The organism is Pantoea sp. 1.19 (genome assembly GCF_001922585.1).
Classification (GTDB): domain Bacteria; phylum Pseudomonadota; class Gammaproteobacteria; order Enterobacterales; family Enterobacteriaceae; genus 1-19.
Genome location: NZ_MRBS01000009.1, coordinates 138190 through 155952 on the forward strand (window position 1 = coordinate 138190; position 17763 = coordinate 155952).

The window sequence follows — 17763 nt, forward strand, 5'->3', positions numbered from 1 at the left end:
GAACGGGCGCGGCATCCGCCGCGCCCGGAGACGGTGCTAGCGTTTACGCCACAGGGTGACCTGCGCGAGGGTATGCTGATATTTACGTGCGGTTTCGCGGATAACGAACGGCACATCCTGCGGTTCAGCCAGCGGAGTAAACGCCTCCGCCAGCAGACGGTGCAGCGCTTGTAGTGTGGTCAGCGCCTCACCGTTTTCCCGTTTGCCCCCCAGCCAGTTCTCCTTCGGCGTGTAGTCTTCCAGCCAGGTATAAGGCGAGGAGAGCAGCAGTACGCCGCCGGGATTAATCATCCGGCCAACGTCTTCAAGAAAGCGCTGCGGCTGACGCAGGCGATCGATCAGGTTGGCCGCGATCACCAGATCGTAGCGCCCGGCCTGCGGCTTCAGGTTACAGGCGTCACCCTGCACAAACTGAATACGCTGCGCCAGCGCGCTATCCAGGCCGAAGTCTTTCAGTCGCACCTGATGATACTCAACCAGATCGCCCTCTTCGGCGGTGACGTAGCGAAAATCCTCACCGCGCGTCAGCTGTAGCGCCACATCAATAAAGCGCGCCGAATAATCCATGCCCACCACCTGTTCAAAGTGACGGGCGAGCTCAAAGCTGGCGCGGCCGGTCGCGCAGCCGATATCCAGCGCGCGTCCGCGCCGTTCGCTGACCGTCAGCGCGATCTCCACCAGCTTGCAGGCGTAGTTGTCGACGTTGAAGTAGCGCGGCCCGTACTGGAAGTCGAGGTACTGCGACACCATGCTGTCGGTCTCATACGGGTTTTGCGACATGGTTTCCTGATGCCGGGAGACCACATAGCGAAAGCCCGCGTGCTGGAAGAAATGACGGCGGAAGGCGTAGCGCGACGATTTTAGCGCTTCATTACCGGTGGATATCCAGCTGCCGCCTTTGATCAAAGCATGCTTGCCATCGAAGGTTGGCGTAGAGAAATCGTCATACAGCGGGTGCACTTTGAAGCCTTCAAAACCATTAATCGGCGTGGTTGTCCACTGCCAGACGTTGCCGACGATATCGTAAAAATCTCCCTGGCGGAAAGCGTCGACCGGGCAGGAGGAGGCCCAGTATGCCAGATTGATGTTGCCCGGCGCGTCGGTCCACTCCGGCTGATCGCCGGGCACTTGTTCGCGCAGCCGCACCCACTCAGCCTCGCACGGTAGCTGAATACGCTCGCCGGTTTGGGCCGCTTTCCAGCGGCAGAACGCTGCGGCTTCCAGCTGATTGACCTCCGCCGGCCAGTCCCACGGCATCGGCACTTCCTCGGTCATCAGACGCAGGCGCAGTGCATCCGGCTGCGTCGGTGAACCGACCCAAAAAGTGGGCTGGGTCGCCTCGGTGTAGCTGCGCCAGCGCCAGCCTTCATCGTCCCACCAGGCGGATTGCTGATAGCCACCGTCGGCAACAAAGGTCAGATATTCGGCGTTGCTGACCAGCATCTGGCTGGCTTTAAAGGGCTGCAGCTCGGTGCGCAGCGTACCGTACTCATTATCCCAGCCGTAAGTATCGTCGGTTTTTCCCTGCAGCACGCTGCCACCGGCGACGTCGACCAGCGTATTGGCCGGCACGCGGTGACGATCGCGACGCGCCTGCGGGCAGGCCGGCCAGTGCGGCTGCGGGCTAACCCATGCCAGCGGCAGCTGGCGGATCAGTACGCTGGAGGTCTCCAGATGAATGCGCTCGTGCTCAATGCCCATCAGGATAACCCACGCCGGGCTGTGCCAGTCGATGGGCAATGCGATCGGCATCTGCTCAATTATCTCGCTGACGATCTGCCGCACCTGGCCGCGATAGTCGCGCACGGCGTCGATCGCGGGCCAGTCATAGTGAGCATCGTTCAGATCGTCCCAGCTCATCTCGTCAACGCCAATCGCCAGCATCGCTTCAAGCTTTTCATTCAGCCGCGTATCAATCATCCCGGCGGCCATTAGCTTGTTGATAAAAAAGGTGGCGGTATGGCCGTAATAGAAGATCAGCGGGTGACGCAGCGGAATGGCTTTGCTGTACCAGGCGCGATCGTCGCTCAGGCAGTCAAACAGGCGTTCATACAGATCAAAGGTGCGGTGGAAGTAGGTTAACAGCTCCTGCCTTTTCTCTTCAGGCGTGCCGCGGCTCAGCAGCAGCGTGCGGGTCGGGGCCGGTAACCGGGTAGAGGAGGATTGCATTACTGTCACGTCAAGCTCCGGGTGTTGTAAAGACGCTATCGTCGAATGGATCAACTATAGCAAACGCCTCCGGAGCAGAGAGACTTAGCGTGCCCAGCGCCGCTTCAGTCGACTTTTCAGGCTGGTATCAAACTGCCAGATATGGTCAAAAATGCGCATAATGGCCGGCTTACCGTGTCGGGACATCGCGACGGCGTGAAAGCGCTGCTGCCGATCGCGCTGCAGCTGCTGAATGCGACCGATCAGCGAATCCGGCAGACGCTGAGCAATAAAGTCAGAGAGGATCACCGCGTCGGCCTCCTGCCAGGTCGGCCCGGTCATCCGATCGCAGACCTGACTGAGGCAGGCCGCCAGATCGGTACCGCCGCGAAACTGCTGGCCGAGAAAGCGGATAGCATCCTGCAGACCGCTGGCCGCCGTGAGCTCATAGCCGATCACCTCATGCGCAAACAGCATCACGTAGCAGCGGCGTTTTTCCGCCAGCGCAACGCGCAGCAGCGCCAGGCAAAAAGCTTTGGCACAGCGCTCGTTAAAACCACCCATTGAGCCGGAGGTATCAACGCAGGCAATAAAAGGACCGCGCGGCGCATCGTCATGATGCTGGTGGGTCACCGGGCGCATCACGGTTTTTTCCCGCCACGCATCCCCCTGCAGGCGATAGGTCATCAGGCGCTTTTCCACCAGCCGGCGGTAGAACTCCAGCTCGAGCTCGGTGATACCGAGCGTCGCCAGCTCCGGGGGCAACAGCCGCAGAATATCATCGCTCTGATGCAGCCCGCTGACCTGCTCCGGCACGCTGTCAGGCGCCCGCACCCGCTGGTGAAACGGCTCTTCCGGTGCCGTTTCGCTCAGGATCGCCTTCGCCTCCCGGCTGCGCCCCAGCGCCTCCGCCAGCGCCAGCAGCTGCGGCTGGTCGGCGAGAAAGTCGCCGTACTGGACGATCAGCTGATGGTCACCCTGTGCGATGTGGCCGGCGGTCATGTCCCACAGACGCCCTGCCGCGGCCTCGCTGTCACCGGCCAGCGTGCTGGCCAGCTGGCCGCTCATCGCCAGCCGCTGCTGCAGTTCGGCCAGCAGCTTTTCGCGTTCCTCTTCCAGTAGCTGCTGATTGAGGGTCAGGGTTTGCAGCGTCAGACTGAGGCGCCAGCGCTGCAGAAACAGCGTCTGAAAGGCCGGCGTGTAGCCGGCGGATCGGTCGGCGTCACTCATCAGACGCGCTGCCTCTTCGCTAAACGGTGAATCGAGGGTGGTCAGCCGGAGTACCCATGCGGGCAGCCCGGCGCTGAATGCAGCCAGCGGGGCGCGCTGCGCCTGCTGAAAGGCCTGAAACTCTTCGGCCAGCGCCGGCGGAACCGGCGTATCCGTCAGGCTGGCCAGCATCTCTGCTTTCCAGCGCGGAACATCGCGCGTTAAGCGCTTTTTTAGCGCCGGAAATTTTTCAAAAAATACTGCCAATTGCGGGGAGGCCAGCAGCGCTACGATCAGCTCTTCGATCAGTTCGTTCTCGCTGATGGCCAGCACCAGACTGAGGGTATCGAGGGTGATCACTGGCGCGCCTGCCTGAGCTGGGCGGCGACGTCCTGCAGGCTGGCCTCGATGCGCCCCAGCCAGTCGTCGCTGATAAACAGACAGCGCTGATTCTGACTGAACAGGGTGCGCTGCGCGTGCAGCTGCTGCTCGACGTCGTCCAGCGCCAGAGCGATCTCCTGCGGCATCGCTTCGGTTTGCTGCCCGGGCAGGCTCAGGCGGCTGCTCTGCAGACTGACGTCGCGCAGGGTGAGGCAGCCATCGTTGTCGACCTGCATATCCAGCGTTTGGGCAAAACCGATTCCGTTCAGCTTGCCGCGCAGCTCCCCCCCTTTTTGCAGCCAGCTCTCCAGCGCATCGCGGGCGATAACCACGTGAGTGGCGGTAATATCGTGCAGTGGCAGCGCTTTTTGCAGCATCAGCGTCAGCTGCGGAGCCGCCAGCGACGCCGGCAGAGTAAAGTGCGGTTTGCGGCTGAACATGCCGCTTTGCTTATCCAGTCGGATGGCCTGCTGGCGATGCTGCTGCTGAGTAAGGGCCAGGCGGCGCGCGGCGATCTGCTGGAGTTTGAGCCGCAGCGGCTGCTGCTGCCACGCTTGCTGAGTGAGCAGGGCATCGATCATCTCCGACAGCAGCTGCAGCGAACTGAGATCGTGCCAGAGGCAATCTTTTAGCAGGATCAGGTCGAGCGGGGCGATGGCGTCGCGCCCGCTGAAAAACGCACAGGCCTGCAGCAGATGCAGCGCTTTTTTCCAGCGGCGATCCGAGATGTAGGGGGCATCCGCGTGGGCCTCCAGCTGCTGGCGCAGCTGATAGATTAGCTCGAATACGTTATCCGGCAGGGTGACTTTAACGATATCCTGCTGCCATTGCTGATACTCTTCATCGCTGATACAGAGGGTGTCGGCAACCGGATTGGCATGCTCATCCTGCTGGTGGGTCAGCAGACTGCGAAAGTTCTGCTTTTCATGGACGTTATCCAGCCACAGGCGAATCAGCATCCGGTCGTAGAGCGCCTCGAGGCCGCTGTCGGCTTCGGGCAGCTCGTTGGAAGCAGTGACCAGCAGGCGCATCGGAATGGGCTGCTCCTCTTCGCCGTTGCGAAAGCGACGCTCGTTTATCGCGGTGAGCAGCGTATTGAGAATCGCCGGACCGGCCTTCCAGATTTCGTCGAGAAAGACAATTTCGGCGTCGGGAAGATAGCCTTTGGTCAGGCGCTGATAGCGTCCTTCATCTTTTAGCGCCTGAATCGAGAGCGGACCGAACACCTCTTCCGGGGTGGAGAAGCGGGTCATCAGGTATTCGAAGGCGCGCGCGTGTCGAAAGGCATATTTAAGCCGGCGGGCAATCAGGCTTTTGGCAATGCCGGGCGGACCCAGCAGGAAGACGCTTTCGCCGCTGAGGGCCGCTAACAGACAGAGGCGAATCGCATGATGGCGTTCGTATAGCCCTTTTTCCAGCGCGTTGCTGAGGCGTGAAATTCTTTCTGCCAGTGCTGGGGAGTAAGCCATAATCTGAATGTCATCCTGTATCGTAGTGGCATCTGTCAGCCTATGATGCGCGAAAGAGTAAACCGTCGTCAGCATTTTTCTCACGGAAGAGTGATAGCAGGATTTAATTATTTCCACCTATTTCATCAGGCTATGCATCGGTGAACGATTGTGCATACTGTCCGCCGTTGGCAAGGTGGTTTACTGAGCGCAATGGGGCGTTCAGTCACGAAAAAGAACAGGTTATGAGCGCAAATCATAAGCAATCTCTGCCGGCGGTAACGCTGGCGGCTATTGGCGTCGTCTATGGCGATATTGGCACCAGCCCGCTGTATACCCTGCGCGAATGTCTTTCCGGACAGTTCGGTTTTGGGGTGGAAAAGGACGCTGTCTTCGGGTTTTTATCACTCATTTTTTGGTTACTGGTGATCATCGTATCGCTGAAGTACATCAGCTACGTGATGCGCGCAGACAATGCCGGTGAAGGAGGGATCCTGACGCTGATGTCGCTGGCGGGGCGCAATACCTCCTCGCGCTGGACCGCGGTGCTGGTGATCATGGGGCTGGTGGGCGGCAGCTTCTTTTATGGTGAGGTGGTGATCACGCCGGCCATTTCGGTGATGTCGGCCATTGAGGGGCTGGAGATCGCTGCACCGTCGCTGGATCCCTACATTGTGCCGCTCTCCATTGCGGTGCTGACGCTGCTGTTTATCATACAAAAACACGGTACCGGAATCGTTGGCAAGCTGTTTGCGCCGGTGATGCTGGTGTGGTTTCTGGTGCTGGCGGTGCTCGGCGCGCGCGGTATAGCGGACAATCCTGAGGTGCTGCAGGCGCTGAATCCCACGTGGGCTATCCACTTTTTTATCGAGTATAAAACCGTATCCTTTTTTGCCCTCGGCGCGGTGGTGCTGGCGATGACCGGCGTCGAGGCGCTGTATGCCGATATGGGCCACTTTGGTAAGTTTCCTATCCGTCTGGCCTGGTTTTGCGTGGTCCTGCCGTCGCTGGCGCTGAACTATTTTGGCCAGGGCGCGCTGCTGCTGGCGCAGCCGGAGGCGATCAAAAATCCGTTCTTCCTGCTGGCGCCGGACTGGGCGCTGATCCCGCTGCTTATCCTTGCTACGCTGGCGACGGTGATTGCATCGCAGGCGGTCATTTCCGGCGTTTTCTCGCTGACCCGCCAGGCGGTGCGGCTCGGCTATTTGCCGCCGATGCGCATCATTCACACATCAGAAATGGAAGCCGGACAAATTTATATTCCGGTAATAAACTGGCTGCTCTACTTTGCGGTAGTGATCGTGATAGTCAGCTTTGAGCACTCCAGCAACCTGGCGGCGGCGTACGGCATTGCGGTGACCGGTACGATGGTGCTGACCTCCATGCTTTGTTGCACCGTGGCGGTCAAAAACTGGCACTGGAACCCGCTGCTGGTCGGGCTGATCCTCATCGGCCTGCTCTGTATTGATATTCCGCTATTCTCCGCTAACCTGGTGAAACTATTCTCCGGCGGCTGGCTGCCGCTGACGCTGGGGCTGGTGATGTTTGTGGTGATGACCACCTGGAAGAGTGAGCGCTTCCGCCTGCTGCGGCGCATGCATGAACACGGCAATTCGCTGGAGGCGATGATCGCCTCGCTGGAAAAATCGCCGCCGGTGCGGGTGTCGGGCACGGCGGTCTACCTGTCGCGGGCGCTGAACGTGATCCCCTTTGCGATGATGCATAACCTGAAGCACAACAAGGTGCTGCATGAGCGGGTGGTGCTGCTGACGCTGCGCAACGAAGACGCGCCATATGTGCATAACGTGCGCCGGGTCAGTATTGAACAGCTGTCGCCGACCTTCTGGCGGGTCGTGGCCAGCTATGGCTGGCGGGAAACGCCTAACGTAGAAGAGATTTTCCACCGCTGCGGCCTGGAAGGGCTGAACTGTCGGATGATGGAGACGTCATTCTTTATGTCGCATGAATCACTCTCGCTGGGAGAAAAGCGCCCGTGGTATCTGCGCCTGCGCGGCAAGCTGTTTTTGGCGCTCCAGCGTAACGCCCTGCGCGCGCCAGACCAGTTTGAGATCCCGCCCAATCGGGTGATCGAGCTGGGCACCCAGATTGAAATTTAATCCCGTCAGGCTCTCTTTTCGGAGAGCCTTTTTTATCCCCGAACGGTGACGCAGAAGCCGCCGCCGGCGCGGTTACTGAAGCTTACCCGCATGCCGTGCAGAGCGGCAATCTGCATCACGATGGAGAGACCCAGCCCGCTGCCGGTTTTTTGCTGGCCCGGTGGCCGCCAGAAGCGTTCGCCAAGACGCGTCAGCGCGGCGGGATCGACCCCGGGTCCGTCGTCGCAAATTTGCCAGCCCTGCGGCTGCAGGCTGACCGTAATGGTGCCGCCGGGCCGGCCATAGCGAATGGCGTTATCCAGCAGATTACGCAGCAGCAGGCCCAGCAGCAGCGGATAGCCCTGGCGCATCACTGGCCGATCGGGTGCCTGCAGCGTCAGGCTGACGTCGGCCGCCTGCGCCACCGAATAGTGATCTGCCAACTGCTGCCGGGTCAGCGCCAGCAGATCAATGTGCTGCCGTTCGCTATTGGGCTGGGTATCGTCAAGTCGCGCCAGAGTGAGCAGCTGATCGACCAGCCGGGTGGCGCGATCGATACCGGTATGAAGCTGGGTCAGCGCGTGCTGTCGCAGGGCGGGATTCTCATCGGCCAGCTGCAGGACCTCACTCTGCACTTTCAGCGCCGCCAGCGGGCTGCGCAGTTCGTGGGCCGCATCGGAGGTGAAGCGCCGTTCGCGCTGCAGCAGATCGTCGGTGCGGGCGAACAGCTGATTGAGCGCGTCAACCGTGGGGCGGATTTCGGTGGGCAGCGCGGCGGTGGCGAGGGGCGCACCGTCGTCGGGGGCGCGCTGCCGCAGGGTGCGGGTCAGGCGCTTAAGCGGGGCCAGCTGGTGGGTTACCAGCCAGAACAGCAGCGCGAGCATGAGCGGCGTCGCATACAGCCACGGCTGCAGATTGCTGATCACGATGTCGCGGGTCATATCGTCACGCGCTTCCCACTCCTGGCCGACGGCCACTACATAGCGGCGGTTCGCGCTGGTTAGCCAGACGAAGCGCCAGGGATCGTCATCGTCTGCTAACTGGCCATCGCGAAAGCCCTCGCGCTGGTCGTCGAAGCGAAAACGGCGGCCGTTATCACCGTCGTTCAGGACCATCCTGCCGTCGCGAGTAAAAATGGCAAAGGCCAGTACATCATCATCCTGCTCACCGCGATGGTGGTGCAGCAGATGTTTACTTTTCGGCAGCGTCAGGGGCGTCCCGGACAGGGCGCTGTCTGGCAGTGTGGTCAGCCGCTTGGCAAACAGCATCTGCTGCGTATCAAAGAGCGCGTTGATTTTTTCCCGGGTTTGGTACCAGGCGCCCACGGCGGCGAGTGTCCAGCACATCAGGGTGAGTAGAGTGAATCCCAGCAGCAGGCGACTGCGTAGACTGAGCATTCTCACGGTGCGGCGCCCAGCGTGTAGCCGACGCCGTGCACTGTGCGAATAGCTTCGCTGCCCAGCTTTTTACGCAGGTGATGGATATGTACTTCGATGGCGTTACTGGAGACGTCATTGTCCCAGCTGTAGAGTTTCTCTTCCAGCTGAGCGCGGGTCATCACCCGGCCGCGATGGCGCAGCAGCAGCTCCAGCAGCATCATTTCCCGTCCGGTCAGCGCCAGCGGTTTGCCGTGCAGCGTGGCCTGATGCGCCGCCGGATCTATGCTCAGTCCCCCGTGGGTGATGAGCGGCTGCAGCTGCCCGTGGCGACGCCGGATGAGTGCCTGCAGGCGGGCGGCCACTTCCGCCAGTGCGAAGGGCTTGCACAGGTAGTCGTCCGCCCCCTGTTGCAAACCTGCGACCCGCTGCGCCAGCGCGTCGCGGGCGGTGAGGATCAGTACCGGCTCATCGCGGCCGGCCGTGCGCCACTGGTGTAAAATCGCCAGCCCGTCAAGACCAGGCAGCGTCAGGTCCAGCAGTACGGCATCATACCCGGCAGCCGTCAGAGCCTGATGTCCCAGCTCGCCGTCGGTGAACCAGTCGACGACAAAACCCAGCTGAGTCAGTCCCATTTTCAGGCCGTCACCAATTTGCGGATCATCTTCAATGACTAAAATACGCATTTGCGGCTCCTTACCTCGTCTGCGAGGTTATACGCAACCCGACGCGCGCTTGTACAGCGACCCTCGCCACTTTTGGCCTCTTTTCACCAAAAATTTATTTTTTTTCGCGCCGTCCGCCATGCTTAAGATCGTGTTAAGCACGCTGTGCTTAACTGTATGCGAACCCACAACAAGGATCAGAGGTGAATGATGAAAAAGTCTGCTGCAGTACTGGCGATGATCGCGCTGGTTTCTACCCCTGTTTTTGCCGCACAGACGGGCGGATTTGTCGACGCTAACGGCAAACCTCAGGCGACTCAGGGCGGTTTTAGCGGCCCGGCCGCATCGCGCGCCACCGTCGCCCAGGCCAAAGAGATGAAGGATGACAGCTGGGTGACGCTGGAAGGGAATATCGTTCAGCGCGTCGGCGATGAAGATTACACCTTCCGCGATGCCACCGGAGAGATGCGCGTGGAGATCGACCACAAGCGCTGGAACGGGCAGAACGTTTCGCCCACCGATAAAGTTCGCCTGACCGGCGAGCTGGACAAAGACTTCAACGCCGTCGAGCTGGACGTGAAAGAAGTACAAAAGCTGCAGTAACTCTCCCGCCATCCCCGGAGGCCGTCGCCTTCGGGGTTATCACGCCACGGCGAAACGTTTCGATGGCGATCACAGATCCACGCTTTTCCCGTTGTCTGACCGGCTGCTCTCTTTTTACACTCCCGATAGCGAAACGTTTCGCTCCGGAGTGAATGATGAAAAAAGGTACCCTACTTAATGCCACTGTCTCCGCCGCGATCGCGCGTCTGGGCCATACCGATACCCTGACGATTGCCGATGCCGGCCTGCCCATTCCAGCCTCCGCGCAGCGGATTGATCTGGCGCTAACTCAGGGCGTTCCCGCTTTTATCCAGGTGGTGCAGGCGATCGCCGCCGAGATGCAGGTGGAGCACGCGACGCTGGCCGCAGAGATTCAGCAGCACAATTCGCCGTGTCATCAGGCGCTGTTAGCCCTGCTGACGACGCTGGAGCAGCAGCAGGGAAACCGTATCGGTGTGACCTACGTCAGCCACGACGAGCTGAAGCAGCGCAGCGCGCAGAGCCAGGCGGTGGTGCGCAGCGGCGAGTGTTCGCCCTATGCCAACGTGATACTTCACGCCGGCGTAACCTTTTGAGGTGGCCATGCAACCGTTACTGCAGCTGAGCGGCATTGATAAAGCCTTCCCCGGCGTAAAAGCGCTCTCCGGCGCGGCGCTGTCCGTGTATCCCGGGCGGGTCATGGCGCTGGTGGGTGAGAATGGCGCCGGTAAATCCACCATGATGAAGGTGTTGACCGGTATATATACCCGCGATGCCGGTTCGCTGATGTGGCGGGGGCAGGAAACGACATTTTCCGGGCCGAAGGCGTCGCAGGAAGCCGGAATCGGCATTATTCATCAGGAGCTGAATCTGATCCCGCAGCTGACCATCGCCGAAAATATCTTTCTTGGCCGCGAGTACGTCACCCGCTTTGGCCGCATCGAATGGAAAACGATGTTTGCCGCCGCTGATGCGCTGCTGGCGCGGCTGAATCTGCGCTTTAACAGTCACAAGCGGGTAGGCGATTTGTCGATTGGCGATCAGCAGATGGTGGAGATTGCGAAGGTGCTGAGCTTTCAGTCCCGGGTAATCATTATGGATGAGCCAACCGATGCACTCACCGACACCGAAACCGCCGCGCTGTTTCGCGTGATCAACGAGCTGAAGGCCGAGGGCTGCGGCATCGTATACATCTCCCACCGGATGAAAGAGATTTTTGAGATTTGCGATGACGTCACCGTGTTTCGCGACGGCCAGTTTATCGCCGAGCGTCCGGTTGCCTCCCTGACCGAAGCGTCACTGATTGAGATGATGGTGGGGCGCAAGCTGGAGGATCAGTATCCACGGCTGGATAAAACACCGGGCGGCGTCCGTCTGCAGGTGCGACACCTCAGCGGCCCCGGAGTACAGGAAGTCAGCTTCGATCTGCGCCAGGGGGAAATCCTCGGCGTGGCCGGTCTGATGGGCGCCGGACGTACCGAGCTGATGAAAGTACTCTACGGCGCGCTGCCGCGCAGCGCCGGACGGGTAACGCTGGAGGGGCGCGAGGTGAATATCCGCACGCCACAGGCGGGACTGGCGAATGGCATCGTTTATATCTCGGAAGATCGCAAGCGGGATGGTCTGGTATTGGGCATGTCGGTGAAAGAGAACATGTCGCTGACCGCGCTGCGCTACTTCAGCTATCCCGGCGGACAGCTGAAACAGGCTGAAGAGCAGCTGGCGGTAGGCGATTTTATTCGCCTGTTTAACGTGAAGACCCCCTCCATGGCGCAGCCGATTGGCCTGCTTTCCGGCGGTAATCAGCAAAAAGTGGCGATTGCGCGCGGGCTGATGACCCGGCCAAAGGTGCTGATCCTGGATGAGCCTACCCGCGGCGTAGACGTGGGGGCCAAGAAAGAGATTTATCAGTTAATTAATCAGTTTAAAGAGGAAGGGCTGAGCATCATTCTGGTCTCTTCCGAACTGCCCGAAGTGCTTGGCATGAGTGACCGCGTGCTGGTCATGCATGAGGGGCGCCTCAGCGGCGAATTTTCCATTGAACAGGCCAGCCAGGAAGCCATTATGGCGGCGGCGGTCGGTAAGCAACCTCAGCTGGAGCAGGCATTATCATGAGCACTCATCCCCTTACCGCCCAACGCCGCTGGTTCAGTAAAGCCTGGTTGATGGAACAAAAATCCCTGATCGCGCTGCTGGTGCTGATTGCTATCGTCTCAAGCCTCAGCCCGAATTTTTTTACCCTTAATAACCTGTTCAATATCCTGCAGCAGACCTCGGTTAACGCCATTATGGCCGTGGGGATGACGCTGGTGATCCTGACTTCCGGCATCGATTTGTCGGTGGGTTCGCTGTTGGCGCTAACCGGTGCGGTAGCGGCCTCGCTGGTCGGACTGGATATTAACGCCCTGGTGGCGGTGGCAGCTGCGCTGGCGTTGGGCGCGATGATTGGGGGGATAACCGGGATCATCGTGGCGCGCGGTAAGGTGCAGGCATTTATCGCCACGCTGGTGATGATGCTGCTGCTGCGCGGCGTGACCATGGTTTACACCAATGGCAGCCCGGTCAATACCGGCTTTAGCGACAATGCCGATCTGTTTGGCTGGTTTGGAATAGGTCGCCCGCTCGGCATTCCTACGCCTATCTGGCTAATGGCCGGCGTATTCCTGCTGGCCTGGTATATGCTGCATCACACCCGTCTCGGGCGCTATATCTATGCGCTGGGCGGCAACGAAGCGGCCACCCGCCTCTCGGGGATCAACGTCAACCGCGTCAAAATTATCGTATACAGCCTGTGTGGATTGCTGGCGGCGCTGGCGGGGACTATTGAAGTCGCCCGTCTCTCATCGGCTCAGCCCACAGCGGGTACCGGCTATGAGCTGGACGCGATTGCGGCAGTGGTGCTTGGCGGCACCAGCCTGGCGGGCGGTAAAGGGCGTATTGTGGGTACGCTGATTGGCGCGCTGATCCTCGGCTTCCTGAACAACGGCCTGAATTTGATGGGCGTCTCTTCCTACTACCAGATGATCGTGAAAGCAGTGGTGATTCTGCTGGCGGTGCTGGTGGATAACAAAAGCAATCATGCCTAACCCTACAGGACTACACCATGAAAAAACTGACTGCACTGGCTCTGTTGCTCTCCTCTGCGCTGAGCGCCAACGCCCTGGCGAAAGAGAACATCGCGCTGGTGGTTTCTACTCTTAACAATCCGTTCTTTGTGGCATTAAAAGAGGGCGCTCAGAAAGAGGCTGATAAGCTGGGTTACAATCTGCTGGTGCTGGACTCGCAAAATAACCCGGCGAAAGAGCTGGCCAACGTACAGGATTTGACCGTGCGCGGCGCGAAGCTGGTACTGATTAATCCGACGGATTCCGATGCGGTGGGCAACGCGGTAAAACTGGCAAACCAGGCGAACATCCCGGTCATCACCCTCGATCGCGTCGCGTCGGCCGGTAAGGTGGTTAGCCATGTGGCGTCAGATAACCGCTTTGGCGGCAAAATAGCCGGTGATTTTATTGCGAAAAAAGCTGGCGAAGGGGCGAAAGTGATTGAGCTCGAGGGGATTGCCGGTACTTCCGCTGCGCGTGAGCGCGGAGAGGGTTTTCAGCAGGCGGTAGCGGCGCATAAACTCACCGTGCTTGCCAGTCAGCCAGCCGACTTTGACCGGACGAAAGGGCTGAATGTTATGCAGAACCTGCTGACCGCACATCCGGACGTGCAGGCGGTTTTCGCCCAGAATGATGAAATGGCGCTGGGCGCGCTGCGGGCGCTGCAAACTGCCGGTAAAAGTGATGTGATCGTGGTGGGCTTTGACGGCACTGACGATGGTATTAAAGCAGTACAGGGCGGTAAGCTGGCGGCAACCGTGGCGCAGCTGCCCGGGCAGATCGGCGTTATCGGTGTGCAAACTGCTGATAAAGTGCTGAAGGGTGAGAAAGTGCAGGCGATCAATCCGGTCGATCTGAAGCTGATAACCCAATAACGACATTAACCCGGCGCCCCGCAGGGGCGCCCGCGAGGATGTAGCATGGCGACACACGGAAAACTGGCGGTGCTGGGCAGCATCAATGCCGACCATATCCTCAATCTGCCCGCGTTCCCGCGGCCGGGAGAAACGCTGCAGGGAGACCATTATCAGGTCGCTTTTGGCGGCAAAGGCGCTAACCAGGCCGTGGCGGCTGGTCGCGCGGGGGCGCAGCTTTCTTTTATTGCCTGCGTCGGCGACGATGCCATTGGCGAGCGTATTCGCCAGCAGTTGGTGCAGGATAAGATTGATACTGCGCCAGTGAGCGTGATCGCCGGCGAAGCGACCGGCGTGGCGCTGATCTTCGTGAACGCCGAAGGGGAGAACGTCATTGGCATCTATCCCGGCGCCAACGCGGCCCTGACGCCCGAGCGGGTGCGCGCGCAGCAAGCGACAATCGCGGATGCCGATGCGCTGCTGATGCAGTTAGAGACGCCGCTGGAGAGCGTGATGGCGGCGGCGAAAATAGCGCGCGCGCACGGTACGCAGGTGATCGTCAATCCGGCCCCGGCCTGCGCACTGCCGGACTCGCTGCTGGCGATGATTGATGTGATCACACCGAACGAAACTGAGGCGGAAGCCCTGACCGGGGTGCGCGTCGACAGCGATGAAAAAGCGGCCGAGGCGGCGCAGATACTGCATCATAAGGGTATCGGGCGGGTGCTGATCACCCTGGGTAGCCGCGGCGTATGGTTCAGCGAGCAGGGACGGGGAGAGCGGATAGCCGGCTTTCGCGTGAAGGCAGTAGATACCATCGCGGCGGGCGACACGTTTAACGGCGCGCTGCTTGTCGCACTGCTGGAACAGCAGCCGCTGCCCGCGGCCATCCGCTTTGCCCACGCGGCGGCGGCGATCGCGGTTACCCGGCGCGGTGCCCAGCCGTCAGTGCCGTGGCGGGAGGAGATTGACCGTTTTCTGGCTGCGCAGGAGTAAACCGTGGCAACAATGAAAGACGTTGCCCGCCTGGCTGGGGTGTCGACCTCTACCGTCTCGCACGTGATTAACCAGGATCGCTTCGTGAGCGACGCAATCACGCAAAAGGTGCGGCAGGCAATCGGCGAGCTCAACTATGCGCCGTCGGCGCTGGCGCGCAGCCTGAAGCTGAATCAAACCCGCACCATTGGTATGCTGCTGACCGCCAGCAGCAACCCCTTCTATTCCGAAGTGGTGCGCGGCGTAGAGCGCAGCTGCTATGAGCGCGGCTACAGTTTGGTGCTGTGCAACACGGAAGGCGATGAAGATCGCCTCAATCGCAGCCTGGAAACCCTGATGCAGAAGCGGGTCGACGGATTACTGATTCTGTGTACTGAGAGTCATATTCCCTCGGCGGCAATCCTGGGTCGCTATCCCAGCGTTCCCTCGGTCATGATGGACTGGGCGCCCTTTGAGGGCAACAGCGATGTGATTCAGGATAATTCGCTGCTGGGCGGTGAGCTGGCGACACAGCATCTGATCGCACGCGGCTACCGCCGCATTGCCTGTATCGCCGGCCCACAGGATAAATCGCCCGCTCGCCTGCGGCTGGACGGTTTTAAGCTGGCCATGCAGCGCGCCGGAATAGCGCCGCTGCCCGGGCACATTGTCTACGGCGATTTTGAATTCGCCGGCGGGTTTAATGCCATGAACAGCCTGCTGGCGCTGCCGCAGATTCCGCAGGCGGTATTCACCAGCAATGATGCGATGGCGGTGGGAGTCTATCACGCGCTGTGGCAGGCTGGCCTGCGGATCCCCGATGATGTGGCCGTGGTGGGCTATGACGATCTTGAATTGTCTCGTTACCTGACCCCGCCGCTGACGACCATTCATCAGCCAAAGCTCGAACTGGGGGAGTTAGCCATTGATACCCTCATTCACCGCATGGCCGACCCCGGCCTCAGCCAGCAAACGCTGATCCTGACGCCGGAGCTAATGGAGCGCGCCTCGGTAGGCGATGTTCAGGCCTGATCTTTGGCCGGACGCTTTTCACGATTCGCAATCAGATTGCGGCCATCGTGACGGCGCAGTAGCGTAAATACCAGTCCGGATATCACGGTCACCACCCCCATGGTCAGGAAGGTATAATGAAAGTGGTCAAGGGTATCGCCCGGTGTGTTCTGGTAATAGCGCAGCACTGCGGCACTGATGGCTACGCCAAAGCTGATCGCCAGTTGCTGCGTTACCGCCAGCATGCTGTTACCGCCGCTGGCGTGCTCATCGGTCAGATCGGCAAGCGTGATGGTATTCATGGCTGTAAACTGGGTCGACATGGCCATTCCCAGTAAAAATAGCGGGATAAGCATGGCCGCTATGTTGGCCGTAGGCGACTGCAGAGAAAAACTCGCAATCAGCACGCCAATAATCAGGGTAATCCCCACCAGCGTCGAGCGGTAACCCAGCCAGCGCAGCACCTGGGTGACGGTCGACTTGGCGAGCAGGGAGCCAATCGCGGTGGGGGCCATCATGCAGCCGGCGATGATCGCCGAATACCCGTAACCGACCTGCAGCATCAGCGGCATTAAAAAAGGCACGCAGCCGGTACCGAGTCGGGAGGCAACGTTACCGGCAATGCCAATGGAGAAGGTGCGGGTCTTAAACATCGGCAGGGCAATCAGCGGTGACGGATGGCGCCGCGCGTGGAGAATATAGAAGAACACCAGCACGATGCCGCTGAGCATGACGCCCACCGCCAGCAGGCTGTTCACAATCTGCTCGCCCAACAGCTCCAGTCCGCTCGACAGTAAAACCAGACCAAGGCCAAATAACAGAAAGCCAGACAGATCAAAGCCGCGGGGGGGCGTGGTGAAATCCGGCATATAGCGGCGGGCGTAGAAAATTCCCGCCAGGCCAATAGGAATATTTATCAGGAAGATCCAGTGCCAGCTGGCCCAGGTCACCAGCGCACCGCCGAGCAGGGGACCGAGTATCGGGCCGACCAGGCCTGGCATAGTGACAAAGTTCAGTACCGGTAGCAGCTCGCTACGCGGATAGGCCCGCAACAGCGCCAGTCGCGCGACCGGCATCATCATCGCGCCGCCGACGCCCTGGATGACGCGGGAGGTCACTAATACGCTAAGCGTCGGCGACAGTGCACAGGCCAGCGAGCCAGAGGTAAACAGAGTGACGGCCAGAATGAACACCCGGCGGGTACCGAAGCGGTCGGCCAGCCAGCCGCTTACCGGAATCAGCATCGCGACGGTCAGGGTGTAGCTGATGATGGCCGACTGCATTGCAAGAGGTGAACGATTCAGGCTGCGCGCAATATCAGGAAGAGCCGTATTCAGAATAGTGGCATCCAGTGCCTGCATAAAAAACGCCATCGCGGCGATCCAGGGGAGTCCGGCCATGCTCCGGGCGGAATGCGTCATGAAATGTCCTTAAAAACGGATGAGCGTTAGCGCCCGTTTGGATGACTAAGCGATAAGCATAACACCTGCCTGAGCGTGGTGAATCAGGAAAATGGTGAGAAGTTGCTGAGTATTACGTCAGGAAACGTCGCTAAATCGCACTGTTGTGTGATTTTTGTTCGATTGGAAGGTTTTTTCCAGGAAATACTTGTCACCCGTCAGAAACTCCCTATAATGCGCCTCCACTGACACGGCACAACGGCCTCGCGGCGGGTGCGGTGCAGAGGCCCGGGATTCACCGGCGCCGCCGGAGAAAAACTTCTGAAAAAGAGGTTGACTCTGAAGGAGGAAAGCGTAATATACGCCACCTCGAGTTAGCAAGCGAAAGCGCCTAACTCACTGCTCTTTAACAATTTATCAGACAATCTGTGTGGGCACTCACAGGACAGATATCAAAAGCCTCCGGGCTCAAAAATATCAAGTCTCAAGAGTGAACACGTAATTCATTACGAAG

At 59.8% G+C, this 17763-nt stretch carries 14 protein-coding genes; 8 read left to right on the top strand and 6 right to left on the bottom strand.

Annotation, left to right across the window (positions count from 1 at the left end):
- Nucleotides 1–36: 36 nt before the first annotated feature.
- The 3 genes from ovoA to ravA all read right to left on the bottom strand — a co-directional run bounded on the left by ovoA (nucleotide 37) and on the right by ravA (nucleotide 5207).
- Nucleotides 37–2169 (bottom strand): 5-histidylcysteine sulfoxide synthase, encoded by a 2133-nt coding sequence (gene ovoA, locus BS626_RS15905; RefSeq protein ID WP_075183364.1) that lies wholly within the window; start codon nucleotides 2167–2169, stop codon nucleotides 37–39.
- An 84-nt stretch (nucleotides 2170–2253) separates the two neighbouring features.
- Nucleotides 2254–3717, bottom strand: coding sequence for an ATPase RavA stimulator ViaA (viaA, locus tag BS626_RS15910; RefSeq protein ID WP_075183365.1), 1464 nt, complete (start codon nucleotides 3715–3717; stop codon nucleotides 2254–2256).
- Nucleotides 3714–5207 (bottom strand): ATPase RavA, encoded by a 1494-nt coding sequence (ravA, locus tag BS626_RS15915; RefSeq protein ID WP_075183366.1) that lies wholly within the window; start codon nucleotides 5205–5207, stop codon nucleotides 3714–3716. Before ravA ends, viaA begins: the two co-directional genes overlap by 4 nt.
- Before the next feature lie 224 nt (nucleotides 5208–5431).
- Here ravA and kup point away from each other — a divergent pair, with 224 nt between their 5' ends.
- Nucleotides 5432–7303 (top strand): low affinity potassium transporter Kup, encoded by a 1872-nt coding sequence (gene kup, locus BS626_RS15920; protein ID WP_075183367.1) that lies wholly within the window; start codon nucleotides 5432–5434, stop codon nucleotides 7301–7303.
- Between the two features lie 32 nt (nucleotides 7304–7335).
- Here kup and qseC read toward each other — a convergent pair whose 3' ends face one another.
- Complete coding sequence (qseC, locus tag BS626_RS15925; protein WP_170870478.1) at nucleotides 7336–8685, bottom strand: quorum sensing histidine kinase QseC; 1350 nt, start codon at nucleotides 8683–8685, stop codon at nucleotides 7336–7338.
- Nucleotides 8682–9344, bottom strand: coding sequence for a response regulator (locus tag BS626_RS15930; protein ID WP_075183369.1), 663 nt, complete (start codon nucleotides 9342–9344; stop codon nucleotides 8682–8684). Before BS626_RS15930 ends, qseC begins: the two co-directional genes overlap by 4 nt.
- Nucleotides 9345–9533: 189 nt before the next feature.
- On the opposite strand from BS626_RS15930, the gene BS626_RS15935 reads away from it, so the two are divergent.
- From BS626_RS15935 to rbsR, 7 genes are all read left to right on the top strand, one after another.
- Nucleotides 9534–9926: a YgiW/YdeI family stress tolerance OB fold protein gene (locus BS626_RS15935; protein WP_075183386.1), complete on the top strand. Its 393-nt coding sequence runs from the start codon at nucleotides 9534–9536 to the stop codon at nucleotides 9924–9926.
- A 155-nt stretch (nucleotides 9927–10081) separates the two neighbouring features.
- The gene (gene rbsD / locus BS626_RS15940) at nucleotides 10082–10501 is read left to right on the top strand and encodes a D-ribose pyranase (protein WP_075183370.1); all 420 of its coding nucleotides are present in this window, start codon (nucleotides 10082–10084) and stop codon (nucleotides 10499–10501) included.
- Between the two features lie 7 nt (nucleotides 10502–10508).
- Nucleotides 10509–12020: a ribose ABC transporter ATP-binding protein RbsA gene (gene rbsA, locus BS626_RS15945; protein ID WP_075183387.1), complete on the top strand. Its 1512-nt coding sequence runs from the start codon at nucleotides 10509–10511 to the stop codon at nucleotides 12018–12020.
- Complete coding sequence (gene rbsC, locus BS626_RS15950) at nucleotides 12017–12991, top strand: ribose ABC transporter permease (RefSeq protein ID WP_075183371.1); 975 nt, start codon at nucleotides 12017–12019, stop codon at nucleotides 12989–12991. The genes rbsA and rbsC overlap by 4 nt, the downstream gene beginning before the upstream one ends.
- Before the next feature lie 17 nt (nucleotides 12992–13008).
- Nucleotides 13009–13884, top strand: coding sequence for a ribose ABC transporter substrate-binding protein RbsB (rbsB, locus tag BS626_RS15955; protein WP_075183372.1), 876 nt, complete (start codon nucleotides 13009–13011; stop codon nucleotides 13882–13884).
- A 45-nt stretch (nucleotides 13885–13929) separates the two neighbouring features.
- Nucleotides 13930–14859 carry a ribokinase gene (rbsK, locus tag BS626_RS15960; RefSeq protein ID WP_075183373.1) on the top strand — a complete coding sequence of 310 codons (930 nt, stop codon included), beginning with the start codon at nucleotides 13930–13932 and terminating at the stop codon, nucleotides 14857–14859.
- Between the two features lie 3 nt (nucleotides 14860–14862).
- The gene (gene rbsR / locus BS626_RS15965; protein WP_371328508.1) at nucleotides 14863–15870 is read left to right on the top strand and encodes a ribose operon transcriptional repressor RbsR; all 1008 of its coding nucleotides are present in this window, start codon (nucleotides 14863–14865) and stop codon (nucleotides 15868–15870) included.
- Here the strand turns inward: rbsR and mdtD are convergent.
- A complete protein-coding gene (mdtD, locus tag BS626_RS15970; protein WP_075183375.1) occupies nucleotides 15861–17270 on the bottom strand; it encodes a multidrug transporter subunit MdtD in 1410 nt (469 codons plus the stop codon). The two genes, rbsR and mdtD, sit on opposite strands and share 10 nt — an antisense overlap.
- Nucleotides 17271–17763 lie beyond the last annotated feature (493 nt).